Below are 17487 nucleotides of genomic sequence, written 5' to 3'. Positions count from 1 at the left end.
CGGCTGATGAGTTCTATTCTCGGTGTAACCGTGGGGGAGAGCGCCGTTCGGGTGGTGCGGCCGGTGGATCGAACATCCCCGACCGCAGGATTCCAGTTCCAGGTGGTCGAGACGGGTAAGGACGATCCGGCGCGTCTGGCTGCGGGCACCCTCGGGGTGCTCTTCCAGACGGGTGTCGCGGGCGACCCGATCGAGCGTGTGGGGTTGGTCTACCGCGACCAGGCCCAGGCCGATCGGCTGCGCGCGGCGATGGCCGTCGAACACATCGACCGGTACCTGCTCGTCTCCGAACCCGAGGCCGCGGTCACCTATCTGCAGGCCACCGGAGAACTCGGGAGCAACACCGCAGTCTTCTACGACCTCGGCGACGCCGGACTCACCGTCACCGTCGTCGACCTCGTCTCCCGGGAAGTGCTCGCCGAACGCACCGACAGCATCGGCGGCCGGGTCTTCGACAACGTCATCCGCGACCACCAGCTCGACACCAACGGCGTGTGGCGACCCGACGACCCCGCCACCGACGACGAACTGTCGGCGCAGTGCCGCGAGGCCAAGGAGAAGCTCTCGCAGAGCGACACCGTGGCGGTGCCGGGCGCTGCCGGGGTCGTACTCATGTCGCGTGAAACCTTCGATCCGCTCATCGGTCAGTGTGTCGAGTCGTCGGCCCAGTTCGTGCACCAGGTGATCTCCCGTGCCGGTCGCAACCCGGAGGCAGTGGTCCTGATCGGCGGCGGGGCGCACATCCCGCTCGTGCAGGAGGTACTGCGCTCCTGGCTCGGCCTGCCCCTGGTGGTGCCGCACGAGCCCGAACTCGTCCTCGCCAAGGGCGGGGCCATGGCCGCCGCGCAACCGGCCACCTCGCAACCGGTGAGCACCCTCACGCGCATCGTGCCGGGCCGGCCCCCGTCGACGAGCGCCGACACCGAACAGATCCCGGTCGTCGCCACCGCGGCCGCTGCGCCCACGGCTGCCGCCACCGGTGCGGAGTCCGCCGACGCGAAGAAGCCGTGGTGGTCGTCGCTGGCCGGTCGCGGTCCGTCGGTCAGCGGCAGGCAGATCTCCGGCGCCGGGATCGCGGGCACGGCCCTCGCGGTGGTCGCGGTCATCGGCGTGGCGCTGAGTACCGGCTTCACCGGTGCCTCCGCCGACGAGACGAGCCCGACCCAGTCGTACGTCCCGCCCACCACCAGCGCGCCGCGTCCGAACCCGGCACCGGCTGTAGCTCCCACACAGGTCACCACGACCACCTCGGCTACTCCGGAACCGGTCCCGACGACCTACACACCGCGCCCGGTCCCGCCGGCACCCGAGCCGGAACCCGCGCCGCCGCCGCCGACCATTCCGGGTCTCGGTGTGCCCTTGCCGCCGCTGCCGACGATCGAGCTGCCGCCGCTGCCGCAGATCCGGCTGCCCTGAGGTCACCGAGTCCCCGGCTCACGCGCGTCGCGCGTGCCGGCCACTCGTCTGTCGTCCGGGTGCATCGGTGCGCGCGAGCACGGCGGCGATCGCCGTGGTGAGCGGCACCGACAAGGTGAGCGCGATGCCGCCCACGCATGCGCGGACCACCTCGATGGCCACGGCGTCACCGGTGATCACGTCGGTGATCGACCGCCCGGCCACCGAGAACAACAGCAGCAACGGCAACGCGCCGCCCGCATAGGCGAGGACGAGCGTGTAGACGGTGCTCGCGATGTGGTCGCGGCCCACGCGCATCGCCGCCGAGAAGATGTCCCGGCGCGACGAGTCGGGATCGAGCCCGGCGAGTTCGAACGCCGACGACGCCTGCGTGATGGTGACGTCGTTGAGCACACCGAGCGAGCCGATGATGAATCCGGCCAGCAGCAGGCCCGAGATCGACACGTGCCCGATGTACAGCTGCACGTCGGTGTTCTGTTCCTCCGACAGACCGGTCAGGTGCGTCGACCGGATCGCAACATAGGACAGCACGGCCGCGACGACCATCGAGGCGAGGGTGCCGAGCAACGCCGAACTCGTCCGCAGATTCACGCCGTGCGCCAGATACAGCACCGCGTAGAGGATGAGCGCACCGCCGACGAGCGCGACCGGCACCGCGGGTTTGCCGTCCAGGAGCGCCGGAAGCATGAACACCACCAGCACGCCGAACGCGACACCGAGGCCGATCAGGGCGCGCAGACCGCGCCACCGGGCGATCGCGACGACGACGATCGCGAAGGCCGCGACCACCAACGCGAGCGGTAAGCCGCGGGCGTAGTCGTAGAAGGAGTACTGGGTGGTGCCCGACGGGTCGGTCTGGCGGACGAGGCGGATCTCGTCATCGGCCTGCAGTTCCGGTTGGCCCGGGCCCGGGATCACCTCGAGGAGCGTGCGGGCGCCGTCGTCGGGCCCGGATTCGATGGCGACGATGCTGCGTTCGCAGGCGAAGGTGTCGACCGCGGGCGGGGACGGTTCGCCGGTGAAGACGCGACCGAAGGACGGGCTTCCGCACGGCCCGGTGTTCTGTTCCACGACCGTCCCGGCCTCGGTGACGACTGCGTCGCCGGCGGTGGTGCGGAAGGGGGCGGGGATGTCCACGGAGCGGCTGCTCGGCCACAGCAGAGCGGTGCCGAAGAGCACCAGAAGACCGATCGCGGTCAGCAGGCCGACGACGATCTTCGCGGCGATGGGGCCGAGGGGTGTAGGACTTTCGGCCTGCCCGTGTCCGTGTCCGTGTCCGTGGCCGAAGTGCCCGTGTCCGTGACTCACTCGAACAGGCTAGCCAAGGGGGGCGAGAAGGATGGGCTGGTGGTGGCGGGGAGCAGGGGGGGTGTCCCCGCCACCGTCACCTGATCTCGCACAGGGGGGATGGCGATCGATCAGGGAGCCCGGCACCGTGCGTAGTACATAGTGCCGTAAGACAAATTACTGGTTTCGGCCCCGACTTGGGAGGGATTGGCGTGTGTCCATGGTCACGAAACCGGCAAACTGTCCGATCGGGCAGGTCGCGCATGCCGTCAAGCAGGGACTTTGGTCCCGAAAACGGCAAGGTCACCATTTGGCAACAATTCCCCGCCCCGGCGAGCCGGAGGCCTCCTCCTACTGCTTGTAGGAGGACAGGAAGTTGCCGATCCGCTCGATCGCCACTGCGAGATCGCGGGCCCAGGGCAGCGTCACGATGCGCAGATGGTCGTGGTTCGGCCAGTTGAAGCCCGTGCCCTGCGTGACGAGGATGCGCTCCTGCAGCAGCAGATCCTGCACGAGCTTCTCGTCGTCGTGGATGTCGTAGACCTCCGGATCGAGCCGCGGGAAGGCGTACAGCGCACCGCGCGGCTTCACGCAGCTCACGCCCGGGATCGCATTGAGCCGCTCCCACGCCACGTCGCGCTGCTCGAGCAGGCGCCCACCGGGCAGTACGAGGTCCTCGATGCTCTGATAACCGCCCAGGGCCACCTGGATGGCGTGCTGGGCCGGCACGTTGGGGCACAACCGGGTCGACGCCAGCAGGTCGACGCCCTCGAGGAAGCCGGCCGCGTGCTCCTTCGGACCGGTGATGACCATCCACCCCGACCGGTAACCGGCGACACGGTAGGCCTTCGACAGCCCGTTGTAGGTCAGGCAGAGCAGATCGGGAGCCAGCGAGGCGAGGGAGGTGTGCTTCGAATCGTCGTACAGGATCTTGTCGTAGATCTCGTCGGCGAGCAGCAACAGCTGGTGCTTACGGGCGAGATGCACGATCTGCTCGAGCACCTCGTGCGAGTACACGGCGCCCGTCGGGTTGTTCGGGTTGATCACCACGATCGCCTTGGTGCGTTCGGTGATCTTGGACTCGATGTCCTCGATGTCCGGGTTCCAGCCGTTGGTCTCGTCGCACAGGTAGTGCACCGGGGTGCCACCCGCCAGCGAGGTCATCGCCGTCCACAACGGGTAGTCGGGTGCCGGGATGAGCACCTCGTCGCCGTCGTCGAGCAGGGCCTGCATGGTGATGGTGATGAGCTCGGAGACGCCGTTGCCCAGATAGACGTCGTTGATGTCGAACTTGGGAAAACGCGGCACGAGCTCGTAGCGCGTGACGATCGCGCGCCGGGCGGAGGCGATGCCCTTGGACTCCGAGTAGCCCTGCGCGTGGGGCAGCGCCGCGATCATGTCCTGCACGATCGTGTCGGGCGCCTCGAACCCGAACGGCGCGGGGTTGCCGATGTTGAGCTTGAGGATGCGATGCCCCTCGGCCTCGAGCCGCGCGGCGTGGGCGTGCACCGGCCCGCGGATCTCGTAGAGCACGTTCTGGAGCTTCGACGACTGCTCGAGCCGACGGCTGATGTGATGGTGAAGTTGGCCTTGCTCCTCGGTAGTCACGGGTTACATCGTGCCACCGTGCCGCAACACGATTTCATCCGCGTTTTGCCGGTTGCGGTAACGAGTTGGGAAACAAGGCGCGACGAATGTCCGGATCAGTGCGATGATCGAGGTCCATCTAGGCTCCACGTCGGGGTGACGTGGGGGAATGCAAGGAGCAAGTGGTATGGCGCAGGGCACCGTCAAGTGGTTCAACGCGGAAAAGGGCTTCGGCTTCATCGAGCAGGATGGTGGGGGAGCAGACGTTTTCGTCCATTACTCCGAGATCCAGGGATCGGGCTTCAAGACCCTGGACGAGGGAGCGCGAGTCGAGTTCGAGATCGGCCAGGGCCAGAAGGGCCCGCAGGCTCAGGGTGTGCGCGCCATCTAGGTCGCATCCCTTCGAGAATTCCGCGTACGACGGCGCCGCACTTTCGTGCGGCGCCGTCGTCGTGTGCTGTGCGCCACATACATCGCAGCTGGACCTACCGGCCGGTAAGTACGGCTTGTATTGTGTAGCCGGGTCGTGGGGTTGCAGTTTGTTTTCTCCGGTGCGGGGGGATTCGTACCGGACAGGTTTTTCTTCTTGGGGGACAGGTGTTTGTGGATTCGGCGACTCCTCGCGGTACGAAGCCCGATCGGTGGACCGACCCCAAGAAACGCCTCTGGTTGTACGGACTCGTCGTCCCCCTGAGCCCGTTCCTCGCCTACCTGCTCGTCGAACACCTGAAGTTCGGCGTCTTCTGGGCCACGGGTGCATTGGTCATCGCCGTCCTGTGCCCGCTGGTGGACGCCTTCGTGAGACCGGACACGAGCAATCCGCCCGACAGCATGATGCGGACGCTCGAGAACGACCGGTACTACCGCTACTGCACCTATCTCTACCTCCCGCTGCAATATGCGGGCCTGGCCTTCGGATGCTGGATGTGGGTGTCGCAACCCATGGGCGGCGCCGAACGATTCGCGATGGCCGCCACGCTCGGCATCGTCGGCGGCGTCGGCATCAACGCGGCGCACGAGCTCGGGCACAAACGCACCACCATCGAGCGGCGCCTCGCGAAGATCGCCCTCGCCCAGTCGTTCTACGGCCACTTCTACGTCGAACACAATCGTGGGCACCACGCGCGCGTCGCGACTCCCGAGGACCCGGCCACCGCCCGCATGGGGGAGAGCTACTGGCGTTTCCTTCCCCGCTCGGTGTTCGGCAGCCTCCGCTCCGCGATCCGCTACGAGAAGGGCCGGCTCGAACGTCGCGGCACGTCGTTCTGGAATCTGCGGCACAACGACATCCTGAACGCGTGGGCGCTCAGCGTCGTCCTCTTTGCCGTGCTCATCGCGGTGTTCGGCTGGTCGATCGCCCCGTGGCTGGCCGTCCAGGCCGTCATGGCGATCATGTTCCTCGAGGGCGCCAACTATCTCGAGCACTACGGGCTGCTGCGCGACAAGCGACCCGATGGTGGCTACGAACGCGTGCAGCCCCAGCACAGCTGGAACAGCAACCATGTGTGTTCCAACCTGTTCCTCTACAACCTGCAGCGGCACAGCGACCACCACGCCAACCCGCTGCGCCGCTACCAGACGCTGCGGTCGATGCCGCAGGCGCCGCAGCTACCCGCCGGTTACGCGGTGATGATCATCCTGGCCCTTTTTCCGCCGCTGTGGCGACGGGTGATGGACCCGCGACTGCTCGAGCACTACGGCCACGATTTCTCGCGGATCAACGTACACCCGTCCACACGCAAGTCCGTGCTCGCGCGTCATGCGCGCGCGCAACGTGGATCGCAGTAGTCCACAGGCCGCCCGCTCATCCCCAGATCGGCGGCAGCGGGCCACGCGCACCCGATTGCTCCGCTCGAGTAGGCGACGCTGTGCGGCATGGGGGAGATCATTCGCCGCAGCGAGGCGATCCGACGGGGCGTGACGCCCTCCGAGATTCGACGCTTGGTGCGCATCGGTACATGGACGCGCCTGTCACAAGGGATCTACGTGCCCACTGCCTCCTACGAGAGATCGGACGACCGAACCCGGCATGCCTACCGGGCGCGTGCCGCGTCGGCGAATGCTGTGAAGGAAAGCGCGCTCAGCCACGTCTCGGCAGCGGTCCTGCACGGCCTCGAGACATGGCAGTTGCCGCTCGATGCCGTGCATCTGACACGGAACCGGACCGGCGGGGCGACGACGAGCACCGCACGCGTGCTGCACTCCTCGCGATTCGGTGAAGACGAAGTCGTCGAAATCGGCGGTGTACGGGTACTGAATGTCGCGCGGACGGTCGTCGATCTGGCGCCACCGTGCCGTTCGAGCACGCTGTGATCGTCGGCGACCACGCGCTACGCAACGGTCTGGTGACCGCCGAGGAGTTGTGTGTTGCCCTCGAACGGATGGGGCGCCATCCGGGACGTGCCCGCGCGACCCGCGCGGTCTGCTTCATGAACGATCGCAGCGACAGTGTCGGCGAGTCGCGCAGCCGCGTGCTGATGGTGCGCGAACAGTTGCCGATACCCCGAACGCAGGTCGACGTGTTCGACGCAACCGGCAAGTGGCTCGCGCGAGTGGACTTCCTCCTGCCCGACCACGGCGTGATCGGGGAGTTCGACGGGCGGGTCGAATACCGACGCGACGGGGTCGCGTCGACGGACGCCGAAGACGTGGTGTTCCGGGAGAAGTTGCGCGAGGACGCGCTTCGTCGTGCCGGCTGGGTCGTCGTCCGATGGACGTGGGCAGATCTGCAGACGCCGGGGGAGGTGGTGAGTCGGATCCGCGAGGCGATCGACCTGGCGGCACGGTCGGCTGAGCCGACAGGAGACTGGGTAGTGCGGAAGCTCGCAAGGTAGCAGAAAAGCTCGCAGCCCCAGTGACTGGTCACTGGGGCTGCGAGCTTTGTTTCAATCCTGCTTACTTGCGGCCAGGTGCCTTGGCGCCGGGCTTGAAGCCGAGCGCGCCCGGCTTCGCCTTCGGTGCCTCGACCTCCGGCTTCGCCGGGGCCTTGGGGGCCTCGGGCTCAGCAGGAGCCTCCGCGACCGCCTCCGGCTCAGCAGGAGCCTCGGCGACCGGCTCGGGTTCCGGCGTCGGCTCCGCCTTCGCCGGTGCGGCCGGAGCCGCAGCCTTCTTCGCGCCCGGACCCTTCAGGCCGCTCTTGAGCTGCAATCCGCCCGGCTTCGCCTGCGGGATCACCGACTCCTTCGGTTGCTCCGCAGCAGGCGCCTCGGCCGCGGGAGCCTCGGCAACAGGTGCCTCCTCGGCAGGTGCAGCCGGAGCCGCGGATGCCGCCGGAGCCGCCTTCTTGGCGCCCGGTCCCTTCAGGCCGCTCTTGAGCTGCAGTCCGCCCGGCTTCGCCTTCGGCACCGCGGGTGCCTCGGCAGCGGGAGCGTCCGACGACTCGGCAGGAGCGGCGGGAGCAGCAGGTGCGGCCGGCTTCGCAGCGCCCGGCGCCTTCGCGCCCGGAGCCTTGAGACCGCCCTTCATCTGCAACCCACCCGGCTTCGCCTTCGGCGCTGCCGGTGCCTCGGCCTCAGGAACAGAAGAAGCCTCGGACGACGCGGCCGGTGCGGCCGGAGCCGCAGCCTTCTTCGCGCCCGGACCCTTCAGGCCGCCCTTCATCTGCAGGCCACCCGGCTTCGCCTTCGGAGCTGTCGGCGCCTCGGCTGCCTCGGCAGCAGGAGCCTTCGCGCCCCCAGGAGCCTTCGGTCCGCCCGGAGCCTTCAGGCCGCCCTTCATCTGCAGGCCGCCGGCCTTCGGGACACCGGTGGTCTTCGGAGCAGCCGGTGCTGCCGCTGCCGCCTCGACCTCCTCGACGCGCTCCTTCTCGACCTCTTCCGCGGTCTCCTCGACCTCGACCGGAGTCTTCGGCTGCTGGACGACCTTGATGTTGTCGCTGAGCTTCGCTGCCTCGACACGTGAGATGGACTCGAGCATGAGCTGCGCGACGTCGATGACCTCGACGCCCTCGCCCTTGCCCTCTTCCTGACGCGCGGTCACACCGTCGGTGAGCATGACGCGGCAGAACGGGCAGCCCGTCGCGATCTTGGCGGGATTGGTGGTGAGCGCTTCGTCGACGCGGTCGATGTTGATGCGCTTACCGATCTTCTCCTCCATCCACATGCGGGCACCACCGGCACCACAGCACATGGACCGCTCGCCGTGACGCGGCATCTCGACGAGTTTCGCGCCCGACGCCGCCATCAGCTCACGCGGAGCGTTGTAGACCTTGTTGTGCCGTCCGAGGAAGCACGGGTCGTGGTAGGTGACGTCCTGGCCGACGGCCTTGACCTGGACCAGCTTCTTCGCCCGCACCAGACGGTTGAGCAGCTGCGTGTGGTGCACGACCTCGTAGCTGCCACCCACCTGCGGGTACTCGTTGTTCAGCGCGTTGAAGCAGTGCGCACAGGTCACGACGATCTTGCGCTTGCTCTGCTCGACGCCCTCGAACACACCGTTGAGGACCTCGATGTTCTGCTGTGCCAGCTGCTGGAACAGGAACTCGTTGCCCGCGCGGCGAGCGGAGTCGCCGGTGCAGGTCTCGTCGGCGCCGAGAACCATGAACTTCACGCCGGCGGTCGCGAGGAGCTCGGCGACGGCCTTCGTGGTCTTCTTGGCGCGGTCCTCGTAGGCACCGGCACAGCCGACCCAGAAGAGGTACTCGTAGCCGTCGAAGCTGTCGGCATCCTGCCCGAAGACCGGGATGTCGAACTCCATCTCGTTGATCCAGTTGAGACGGTCCTTGGCGTTCTGGCCCCAGGGGTTCCCCTTGTTCTCGAGGTTCTTGAACAGACCTGCGAGCTCGGACGGGAAGTCCGACTCGATGAGCACCTGGTAGCGACGCATGTCGATGATGTGGTCGACGTGCTCGATGTCCACCGGGCACTGCTCGACGCACGCACCACAGTTGGTGCACGACCACAGGGTCTCGGTGTCGATGACGGGAGCGAGTTCGCCGCCCTCCACCAGTGCCTCGGTCTCGCCGACCAGCTTGCGGCCCGCTTCCTCACGTGCCGATGCCGGGATCTTCGCGAGCTTGGCTTCGTTCGGATTGCCGTCGGCGTCGACCAGGCCGACCTCGTCGCCCCCGATGTCGGTGCGACCACCGGCGAGCAGGTACGGCGCCTTGGCGTAACCGTGGTCGCGCAGCGACGTGATGAGCAGCTTCGGCGACAGCGGCTTGCCGGTGTTCCAGGCAGGGCACTGCGACTGGCAACGACCGCACTCGGTGCAGGTCGTGAAGTCGAGCCAGCCCTTCCACGTGAAGTCCTCGATGCGACCTGCACCGAAGGTGTCCTTGTCCGGATCGGCGTCTTCCATGTCGACGGGCTTGCCGCCGGACATCATCTGGCGTGCGGCGCCGAGGGCGGGACCGCCGTCGTCCTCACGCTTGAAGTAGATGTTGAAGAAGGCCGAGAAGCGGTGCCACGCGACACCCCAGGTGATGTTGCGGCCGACGATGTAGAGCCACACCATGCCCGACATGAGCTTGATGAATGCGAACACCGACACGAGTTCGGGGCTCTCCGGAAGGATCCGGGCGACCTGCATCGTGAAGAAGTCGGTGTAGGCGTTGTGATGGTGGTAGGTGGCGATCTTGCCGGCCTTCACCAGGATCATGCCCAGACCCTCGAGCAGCACGACCGCTTCGACGAAGTAGGCGGCCTTGAAGTTCGAGCCGCTGAAGCGCGACATCCGGCCGGGCTGACGCGGATGGTTGCGCTGGCGGATGTAGATCAGCGTCAGGATGCCGATCACGGTGCCGAGGCCGAGAATCTCGTCGATGAAGTGGTAGACGACAGTGTCGCCGATGAGGGGCCAATGGAAGTTCGGGTCGAACGTCTGGCCGTAGGCCTCGAACCAGACGATCGCGCCGAGCATGAAGCCGACCATCACCAGCCAGTGCGCCCAGCCGACGGTACGGAATTTGACCATCTTCGTGTGCGCGAGGAATTCGACGACCATCTGCTTGAAGCGCGGGAAGAACGGCCGCCAGCGGTCCGGGGCCGGCTGGCCGACCCGGATCGTGTTGACCATCTTCAGCGCGCCGCTGATGAACGCGAACCAACACACGAGGCTCAGCAGCACGCCGATCGTGCCCAACGTAATCGTCAGGGCATTCATACGTGGCCTTTCGTGTCGGGGGCGGCGTCGTGCCGCCTGGTACAAGTCTCCGCATCGTAACGCACGATAAGTTACCCACTAGTAGCTTGGGCTGGGCTGAGTTACCGACGAGTAATAAAATCCGAGATCGGATCGGAGAGGGTGTGCCCGGACACGTTAACGGTCAAACGTGACAGCTCTCCTCGTCAGGATGTCCTAAGTCGACCGAGGAAGATCGCGAAAAAGTCTCGCCTCAGGGTGTCGTGCCACAATCGGGTCACTTTTGGGCGGATAGGGTATAACGCGCGAACTGTGATGTCGGATATGATCTGCCGCGTATGTGGAGTTCTGCTGCGGAGGTCAGTGTCGGGGGCCGTAGAACTCCATGTCGGTCACATAAATGGGGGGCGTCCCGCCGGGCGTGCGCCATGTCACAGAACGGAAACAGATGAAGCTCAAGAAGCTTGCCGCTGTGGCGACGATGACGATCGCCGCCATGGGCATCACCGCCGGAACTTCGTACGCCGCTCCGGCCGCAGCCGACGAAGACGCCATCAACTACGAGGTCCGGCCCGAGGGCGAGTCCGTCGTGACCGTCATCGACGCAGGTTCCTTCCAGGTCTCCGGAGACGGAAAGAGCGTCGAACTGCAGGACGACGAGGGCGGCACCGTCCTCAGCCTGCCGCTCGCGATCCAGCTCGGCGATCTGCAGCTGCCTTTCGAGCGTGAGGTGAGCGAGGACGGCAAGACCCTGACGCTGACCCCGGTCACCGACTTGTCCAAGACTGTCCCGGTTGCTCCCGAGGACAAGGTCGGACCGTCGCTCACCCCGGTGGCGCTGAAGCTCACCGATGTCGCATCGCCCGAAGAAAACCTGAAGTCGCAGCAGAACTTCGTGTCGCAGTTGGGCATGGCCACCGCTATCGGCACTGTCGCGGGCGCGATCATCGGATGTGTTGTCGGCGCCGTCGTAGGTATTCCTGCAACTCCCATCGGCGGACCGATCGGTGGATGCGTGGTAGGAGCCGGTGGTGGCGCCACCATCGGTGCATTCGTTGCCGGCGGCCCGACGGCTGTCATCGCGGGTATTGCGGTGGTGCAGGATCTGCTGGCGGCTCCGGGAACCACGCAGTGGGCCGAAGGTAAGTAAGCAGTAGTACGAAACGGCCCCGTCACCCTGCAGGGTGACGGGGCCGTTTCGTATGCAGATCAACCGGCCAGGAAAAGCCTGATCAGATTCCACAGCACCTGCTGATCCGTGAGCAGCACCGCAATACTGCCCACGATCGATGATCCCAGCACTTCGATCTCCCTCTGTCCCTGCGGTCCACTCGTCCGGTCCGACCGATCGGGCGAGCCTATCCCGATTCGATCTTGGTGCCCGAACGGCGCTCCGAGAAGAGTGCAATCTGCGGAGATGAGACGAGACGAGGCCCGGCCTCCGCGGTGCGGAAGCCGGGCCTCGTCGTCGTGTGGACTCGCGCTACCAGGTGCGGACCTTCAGGCCCGGGTTCTCCGCCAGGACCGTCTTGATCGGCGTGGCGAACAGTTCGGGCGTCTCACCGAGCAGGCCGCTGACGAAGCCGGCGATCTCGCACATGCCGTACTGGCCGACATTGGACGCACTGGAGATGCCGAGGGCGAGCGTGCCGGTGACGAGGGTGCCGCCGCTGTCGCCCTGCAGGGCGCACAGGTTGGTGGAGAAGCCGTTCTCGAGCACGCGGTGGCCGATCTCGACGTTCTGATTGGCGGCCGTCACGACGCCGCAGCTGTAGCCGGTGCGCAGGCCCGACTTGCAGACCGGGGTGCCGACGACGGGATCCGCGACGCCCGTGATGGTCAGCGGAGCGGCGAACGGAACGCGCACACCGTTGTTCTCGAAGCGGGCTGCGGCCTCGGCGGAGGGACGGATCAGCGCGTAGTCGCTGCGGTCGAGCACGGTCTTCTCGAACGAGCCGAGGTGCTGACCGAGGTTGTCGCCGACGAGCTGGTGGACCTGGGCGGCCCATCGCGTACCGGCCTGGGCGCGGTTGGGGTCGCAGTGACCGGCGGTGATGTTCACAGGACGTCCGCTGCCGTCCTCGGCGTTGAAGCCGAGCGAGCAACGGAGCCCTTCGCCGGCACCGAGCGCGGCATAGGCGTCGCCGCCGAAGAGCGCGTCGGGCGCGCCGAGACCACCGGCGATGGGCTGCAGGTCGGTTGCGCCCTCCGGGGTCAGTTCGGCGGGAGCGAACAGCACGCGCACGCCGTCGAGGAAGTCGGGAAGCTCGACGCCGGAGACGTTGTCGGTGCGCACGACGACGTCGTTGTTGACCACGTCGACGGCGATGCCGCGGATGACGTCGGCGACGGCGGGCGGCTGGGTCTCGAGCCAGTCGCCCAGTGCGCCGAGCTGCTCTTCGAGGGCGTCCTCGCTGCGCTGCGTCTCGGCAACGGTGAATCCGGCGTCCTCGGCGGCCGTGCGGGCCTCGTCGAAGCCGTCGCCTTCGGTGAGGCCGACGGTGGGGGTGCCCCGGTCGTCCAGCCACACACCGGCGAAGACGGCGTCGAACTGCTCCCGTGCCTTCTCGGCGAACGCCGCGAGCTCCTGGCTGCGCTGCGCATCGGCGAGGAAGCGCTCGGCATCGATCTTCAGGTCGCGCTGCAACGCCTCGACGAGCTCGGCCGGCAGAGACGATGTCTGCGCGGGTTCGGTCTCGGGTTCGGCTTGCGCGATGGCAACGGCAGGACCGAGGAGCAGCAGTGCGGTCGAGCCGATGACAGCCGTCCGACGTGCGAAGGTGCGTCGCATGGATACCTTTCTCGTTCCTTCGCGGCCTGCGCGCGCGAAGGCGCCGTCCCCCGCGGATCGGCGTCCGTCCGATCCTAAGGGGTGATCGAGGAAGTACATAGGTACTTCTCGGTTACGTATGAGACTCGTGTGACTGTTGTGACGAACGGCCCGGGTGTTCCGGGCGTTACGCTGGGTTCGACGCAGTACGGACTCGCGAGCCGGTCGCGTTCTCGATGTCCTGGATCGGAATACCGAGGCTGGAGGTGCCGCCGTTGGGTGCGAGCACCAGGTTGGCCTCGACGCAGTTCGGCGCGCCCGCGCTGTTCGATCCACTGATCACACCGAGCGCGAGGGTGCCGGTGACGATCGCGCCGCCGCTGTCACCCGCGAGGGTGCACGCCGAGGTCGCGAAGCCGCGGATGGTGCTCGAGAAGCCCGAGTCGTAGGTCAGCTGGGTTTCGATGCGATCGGCGACGACGAGGCCGCACGTGAACGACGACGACTGTCCCGACTTGCAGACGGGCGCGCCGACGACCGGAACGGCCGTGCCGGTGACCGTGAGGGTCGAGCCGTTGCCGCCGCGGACCGCCGGGCGGTCGAGGCCGGCTTCGACGCCTGCCTTGTCGAGGGTGACGATCCCGTAGTCGAGGGTGCTGTCGGTACCCACCGTGGAGTCGGTGAACTTGCCGATGCGGACGCTGTCGTCGATGTTCGCGCGGTTGGGCAGGTAGACGGTCGAACCGCCGTCGGCGCGAGCCACCGCGTCGCAGTGTCCGGCGGTGAGGTTGACGGCGTCGCCGTCGGCGTCGACACCGTTGAAACCGAACGAGCAGATGCCGATGCGTTCGATCGGCGTATCACGGACGTCGCCGTCGGCGGTGATGTAGGTGTCGCCACCCATCGGGGCCGGATCGTTCGGCGGCATGCCCGGCGACAACTGGACCTGCACGTTCGCCACGAGGGACGGAAGGTTCAGCGCGCGCCCGATCGGCGAGTTCACGATGTCGAGGACGATCTGGTTGTTGAGCACATCGATCGACGCGGAGTTGATCTGCGACGACACCTCGCGCGGGAGTCCCGCCACCCAGCGGTTCAGCTCGGCGAGGGCCTGCTCGAGTCCGTCGGCCGAGACCGGCGCGACCGTCGCCCGGTAGCCGTCCTGGGCTGCCTTCTCTGCGGCCTCGGGGTTCGTGACGGCGATGACGGGCTTGCCGTCCTCGCCGAGCCAGGCGCCTGCGAACTCGGAGGGACGCTCGGAGCGGAAGTCGCGGGCGTAGTCACCGAGTTCCTGCGCTCGGGCTGCGCGATCGAGGTATTCCTCGGGCGTCAGACCCAGGTCGCGCTGGATCGCTTCGACGAGCTCGGTGGGAAGCTCGGGAGCAGGCAACTGTTCGGCGGGCGCCGCGCTCGCTGTGGAGCTCAGGGGCACTGCCAGCAGAACCGCGGATGCCGCTGCGACTGCGACGCGGCGGGTGGTGGAACGGACTGCGGCGCGCGACGCCGACGAGAGACGCATGGAAGCCTTTCGTGTGCTCGATGTGCTCGTGAACAGGTGCTTCGAGGAGTCGGCGAGCCGACCCGCGGGACAGCCTACGGGACGGCCCGGCGACCGCCGATAGTGCCGTAGGTCACCACTGGGACTGCGCCCGCTGATTAGTTACGCATCACGGATTCTGACCTTCGGGATTGGTGCCGTCCCCATTTCCGCTGCCGTCTCCGGGAGTGGTGCCACCGTCCCCGGGGCCGGGATCCGGGACGGAAGTGGTCGTGGTCGTAGTCGTGGTCGTCGGTGTACTTCCGCCACTGCTGTCTCCGCCACCACTGTCGCTGCTGCCGCCACCGGACGACTCGTCGGGCTGGCTCCGCCGCGACCAGCCGGTGCTCGACGTGGTCGAGGACGCGCCCGAGGTGCTCGACCGCGACGAGGACGAAGAAGAGGACTGCTCGCTCGTGCCGGTGGTGGGATCGACCCAGGTCTGCTGTACGACCGGCGGGGCGGCCGGGATCATCTCCTCGGCGGTGGCCGACTCGCTCGGCTCCGTAGTAGGGGTCTCCTCGGTGCTGCGGGGAGCCGGAGGCGGGCTCGACTTCGAGGGGGTGGTGGTCGCGGGTGCTGTCGGCGTCTCGGCGACCTGCGTGCCCGCGGTGGCCGTGGGGGAGTCCCGCAGGCCGAACACCAGCGCGCCGACACCGACGAGCAGCGCGATTGCCGCGGCCGCCGCGATCGCGGTGACCTTCGACGAGCGTCCGGAGGGCTTGTCGTCGGGGGAATCGCCGGTAGCCGAGACGGCAGCGACGGTCGCCTTCGACGTGTTCGCGGCGGGTGCTGCGCCGGCAGCGGCGGGCGTCGCACCCGGAGGAGGCGTCGTGGTGATCTTCGCGATCACCGCGGTGATCTCGGGATCGAGTTCGCTGCGGCGGGGTTCGGCGAGCTTGGCGGTGGGCAGGATCTGCGTCGAACCGAGAAGATCCACCGAGCCGGCAGCGGCGGCGAGCGCGGCGCCGCGCACCATCGTCTGGTGCGGCTCGGGAGCGAGAGCGCACCGCACGCCGAGACCGGTCTTCACCGACTGCGCCACGAGCTGCGCGGCGCTCGGGTCGACGGCTTCGTCGACCGTGACCACGATGGCGTCGAGGTTGCTCACGAGCCAGCCGAACGCACCGAGCGCGGACGAGAGCTGCGCCGCGACCGACGGGGCGTTGCCCTCGGCGAAGCGGAACGCCTTGCCCGCCGCGACTCCCGAGCGCACGAGCGTGACGGTCGAGCCCTGCGGGTCGATGTGGTAGACCGCGACGAGTCGTCCGGTCTGGTGCGCGACCTGCGATTCGAACCAGGCCGCGGCGGCCTCGGCGTCGGAGACGAGCGAGACGTGGCGCAATCCGACGTAGTCGAGGGCGTTGCGCAGCACCGCGACCGTCGAATTCGGCCAGTCGGTGGGGTGCGTCGCCACCGCGGTGTACGGGGTGTCGCCGATGACAGTGGCCGCGTCGGCGAGGAGGCATTCCATGGCCGTGGCGACCAGGTCTTCGGCGCGGGAGAGCGAACCGTCGTTGGCGCGGACCCCGCCCGAGTGGCCGAGGCGGTCGACGAAACCGGTGAAGGAGCTGGTGAGCCCGTCGACGACGTCGTGGTCGCCCAGCGTCGCGGTGCCGTCGGAATGCAGGTGGACGGCGGTGAACCGCTCGATCGGTGCGGGGTCCGGCCGTCCCGGCGTCGGTGAGGTGACCGCAACCGACGACACGGTGGTCCCCACCCTCAGGCCTACGCCTACGGACATGCCGGCTTGCCTCCATTCCGGTCGGAGTGTGTGCGACGGGATACATCTGCGCCGTGCCCCATGGCGCGGAGCAGCGACAGGAGCTCCGAGCGGGAACCGGCACCGAGTCGGCGCCGGATACGGGCGACATGATGTTCCACGGTCTTCGCGGAAATGTACAGGTGGTTTCCGACTTCCCGATAGGTGAGGCCCGAAACCACCAGGTCGGCCACCTGCGCTTCGCGTTCGGACAGTGCACCCGGCTTCTCGCGGGCGCGGAGGGGCGCGTCGTCCGGCTCGTTCGGGGGAGTGTCAAGGGCGGCGTCGACCGGTGCTCGACCACCCGGGCCGTCCTGCCTGATCGTCCGCGCGACCTGCAGTAATCCGGTGGCCACGGTGGTGTCGGCGGCGCGCAGCGCGGCTTCGCCCGCGAGCTTCGCGCCGTCCCACGGAAGACCCACGGACGCGAGGGTCTCCGCCGCCTCCCGGATGCGTGTCGCGTCGACCTCGCCGCGCAGCACCCCGAGCCATGCATGACCGGCCCGCGCGAGCACCGCGGCGTACGCGGTGGTCTCCGCGGCCAACGCCAGGGCGCGTGCGTGGGGGACGAGGTCGGACGGCCGGTCCGCGGCGATCGCGGCCTGTACCCCGTACCAGTGCAGCGCCGCGCCCCACAGCGGTGGCTCACCGAGGGTGGTCAGCAGCGCGCGGGCGCCGGCGACGAGATGGGCGACACGCGCGGATTCCCCGAGCCGGACGGCGCCCAGCCACAGCTCACCCAGCGGGAGCAGGCCGAACAGGTCGACGGAGTACTCGGCCACCACCGACTGCGCGGCCTGCCACCGCATCGTCAACGCTCCGAGGTCTGCGTTGCGTCGCGCCAGCCCGACCTGCAGGGCATGGAAGAACAGGAGGTCGCGCTGCCCGGTCACCTCGGAGGCGACGGCCTCGGCGATCGCGGCTGCGGCGGCGAGATCACCGCCGAGCATCTCGGTCCACGCCACCAGTACCCGATTGCGCACGGTGGGCATCTCCGGCCGGCCCAGGATGGCGCGCGCGTGCCCGAGTTCGCCCGAGTGCAGGCAG

General features: G+C 67.9%; 13 protein-coding genes. 6 read left to right on the top strand and 7 right to left on the bottom strand.

What is annotated here, in order from left to right:
• Positions 1-1416, top strand: a 1416-nt coding sequence (locus R1101_RS0105485; protein WP_232284681.1) for an Hsp70 family protein, incomplete at its 5' end; no start/stop codon positions are given.
• An 18-nt stretch (positions 1417-1434) separates the two neighbouring features.
• Here R1101_RS0105485 and R1101_RS0105480 read toward each other — a convergent pair.
• Positions 1435-2724: a YibE/F family protein gene (locus tag R1101_RS0105480; RefSeq protein ID WP_016932458.1), complete on the bottom strand. Its 1290-nt coding sequence runs from the start codon at positions 2722-2724 to the stop codon at positions 1435-1437.
• A 330-nt stretch (positions 2725-3054) separates the two neighbouring features.
• Positions 3055-4311, bottom strand: a complete 1257-nt coding sequence (locus R1101_RS0105475) for a pyridoxal phosphate-dependent aminotransferase (RefSeq protein ID WP_016932457.1) — start codon at positions 4309-4311, stop codon at positions 3055-3057.
• Positions 4312-4477: 166 nt separating this feature from the next.
• Here R1101_RS0105475 and R1101_RS0105470 point away from each other — a divergent pair, with 166 nt between their 5' ends.
• The 4 genes from R1101_RS0105470 (at position 4478) to R1101_RS30840 (ending at position 7124) form a co-directional block, all read left to right on the top strand.
• A complete protein-coding gene (locus R1101_RS0105470; protein WP_006553044.1) occupies positions 4478-4681 on the top strand; it encodes a cold-shock protein in 204 nt (67 codons plus the stop codon).
• Between the two features lie 212 nt (positions 4682-4893).
• Positions 4894-6078: an alkane 1-monooxygenase gene (locus R1101_RS0105465; RefSeq protein WP_016932456.1), complete on the top strand. Its 1185-nt coding sequence runs from the start codon at positions 4894-4896 to the stop codon at positions 6076-6078.
• Positions 6079-6165: 87 nt separating this feature from the next.
• A complete protein-coding gene (locus R1101_RS30845; RefSeq protein WP_232284680.1) occupies positions 6166-6603 on the top strand; it encodes a type IV toxin-antitoxin system AbiEi family antitoxin domain-containing protein in 438 nt (145 codons plus the stop codon).
• On the top strand, positions 6582-7124 hold the full coding sequence (locus R1101_RS30840; RefSeq protein ID WP_232284679.1) for a hypothetical protein: 543 nt from the start codon (positions 6582-6584) through the stop codon (positions 7122-7124). The genes R1101_RS30845 and R1101_RS30840 overlap by 22 nt, the downstream gene beginning before the upstream one ends.
• A gap of 61 nt (positions 7125-7185) precedes the next feature.
• Here R1101_RS30840 and R1101_RS0105455 read toward each other — a convergent pair whose 3' ends face one another.
• Complete coding sequence (locus tag R1101_RS0105455; RefSeq protein WP_016932455.1) at positions 7186-10392, bottom strand: (Fe-S)-binding protein; 3207 nt, start codon at positions 10390-10392, stop codon at positions 7186-7188.
• Positions 10393-10819: 427 nt separating this feature from the next.
• Between R1101_RS0105455 and R1101_RS0105450 the strand changes: the two genes are divergently transcribed.
• On the top strand, positions 10820-11521 hold the full coding sequence (locus R1101_RS0105450) for a hypothetical protein (RefSeq protein WP_016932454.1): 702 nt from the start codon (positions 10820-10822) through the stop codon (positions 11519-11521).
• A gap of 333 nt (positions 11522-11854) precedes the next feature.
• Here the strand turns inward: R1101_RS0105450 and R1101_RS0105440 are convergent, their stop codons facing one another.
• From R1101_RS0105440 to R1101_RS25910, 4 genes are all read right to left on the bottom strand, one after another.
• The gene (locus R1101_RS0105440) at positions 11855-13162 is read right to left on the bottom strand and encodes a S1 family peptidase (protein WP_016932452.1); all 1308 of its coding nucleotides are present in this window, start codon (positions 13160-13162) and stop codon (positions 11855-11857) included.
• A 166-nt stretch (positions 13163-13328) separates the two neighbouring features.
• Positions 13329-14660 carry a S1 family peptidase gene (locus R1101_RS0105435; protein ID WP_016932451.1) on the bottom strand — a complete coding sequence of 444 codons (1332 nt, stop codon included), beginning with the start codon at positions 14658-14660 and terminating at the stop codon, positions 13329-13331.
• Between the two features lie 148 nt (positions 14661-14808).
• Positions 14809-16422 carry a hypothetical protein gene (locus R1101_RS25915; protein ID WP_157179120.1) on the bottom strand — a complete coding sequence of 538 codons (1614 nt, stop codon included), beginning with the start codon at positions 16420-16422 and terminating at the stop codon, positions 14809-14811.
• Positions 16413-17487, bottom strand: a 1075-nt coding sequence (locus R1101_RS25910; protein ID WP_016932449.1) for a LuxR C-terminal-related transcriptional regulator, incomplete at its 5' end; no start/stop codon positions are given. The genes R1101_RS25915 and R1101_RS25910, both read right to left, overlap by 10 nt.

The sequence above is a fragment of the Rhodococcus sp. R1101 genome (genome assembly GCF_000278445.1).
GTDB lineage: Bacteria > Actinomycetota > Actinomycetes > Mycobacteriales > Mycobacteriaceae > Rhodococcus > Rhodococcus gordoniae.
Note: the sequence above shows the minus strand (reverse complement) of the source record. Positions and strands in the feature narration are given on the sequence as shown.

What these genes read in the sequence shown, in the direction of transcription:
- R1101_RS0105470 (WP_006553044.1), top strand. Translation starts at nt 4,478, where the DNA reads ATGGCGCAGGGCACCGTCAAGTGGTTCAACGCGGAAAAGGGCTTCGGC.
- R1101_RS30845 (WP_232284680.1), top strand. Translation starts at nt 6,166, where the DNA reads ATGGGGGAGATCATTCGCCGCAGCGAGGCGATCCGACGGGGCGTGACG.
- R1101_RS0105455 (WP_016932455.1), bottom strand. Translation starts at nt 10,392, where the DNA reads ATGAATGCCCTGACGATTACGTTGGGCACGATCGGCGTGCTGCTGAGC.
- R1101_RS0105450 (WP_016932454.1), top strand. Translation starts at nt 10,820, where the DNA reads ATGAAGCTCAAGAAGCTTGCCGCTGTGGCGACGATGACGATCGCCGCC.
- R1101_RS0105440 (WP_016932452.1), bottom strand. Translation starts at nt 13,162, where the DNA reads ATGCGACGCACCTTCGCACGTCGGACGGCTGTCATCGGCTCGACCGCA.
- R1101_RS0105435 (WP_016932451.1), bottom strand. Translation starts at nt 14,660, where the DNA reads ATGCGTCTCTCGTCGGCGTCGCGCGCCGCAGTCCGTTCCACCACCCGC.
- R1101_RS25915 (WP_157179120.1), bottom strand. Translation starts at nt 16,422, where the DNA reads ATGTCCGTAGGCGTAGGCCTGAGGGTGGGGACCACCGTGTCGTCGGTT.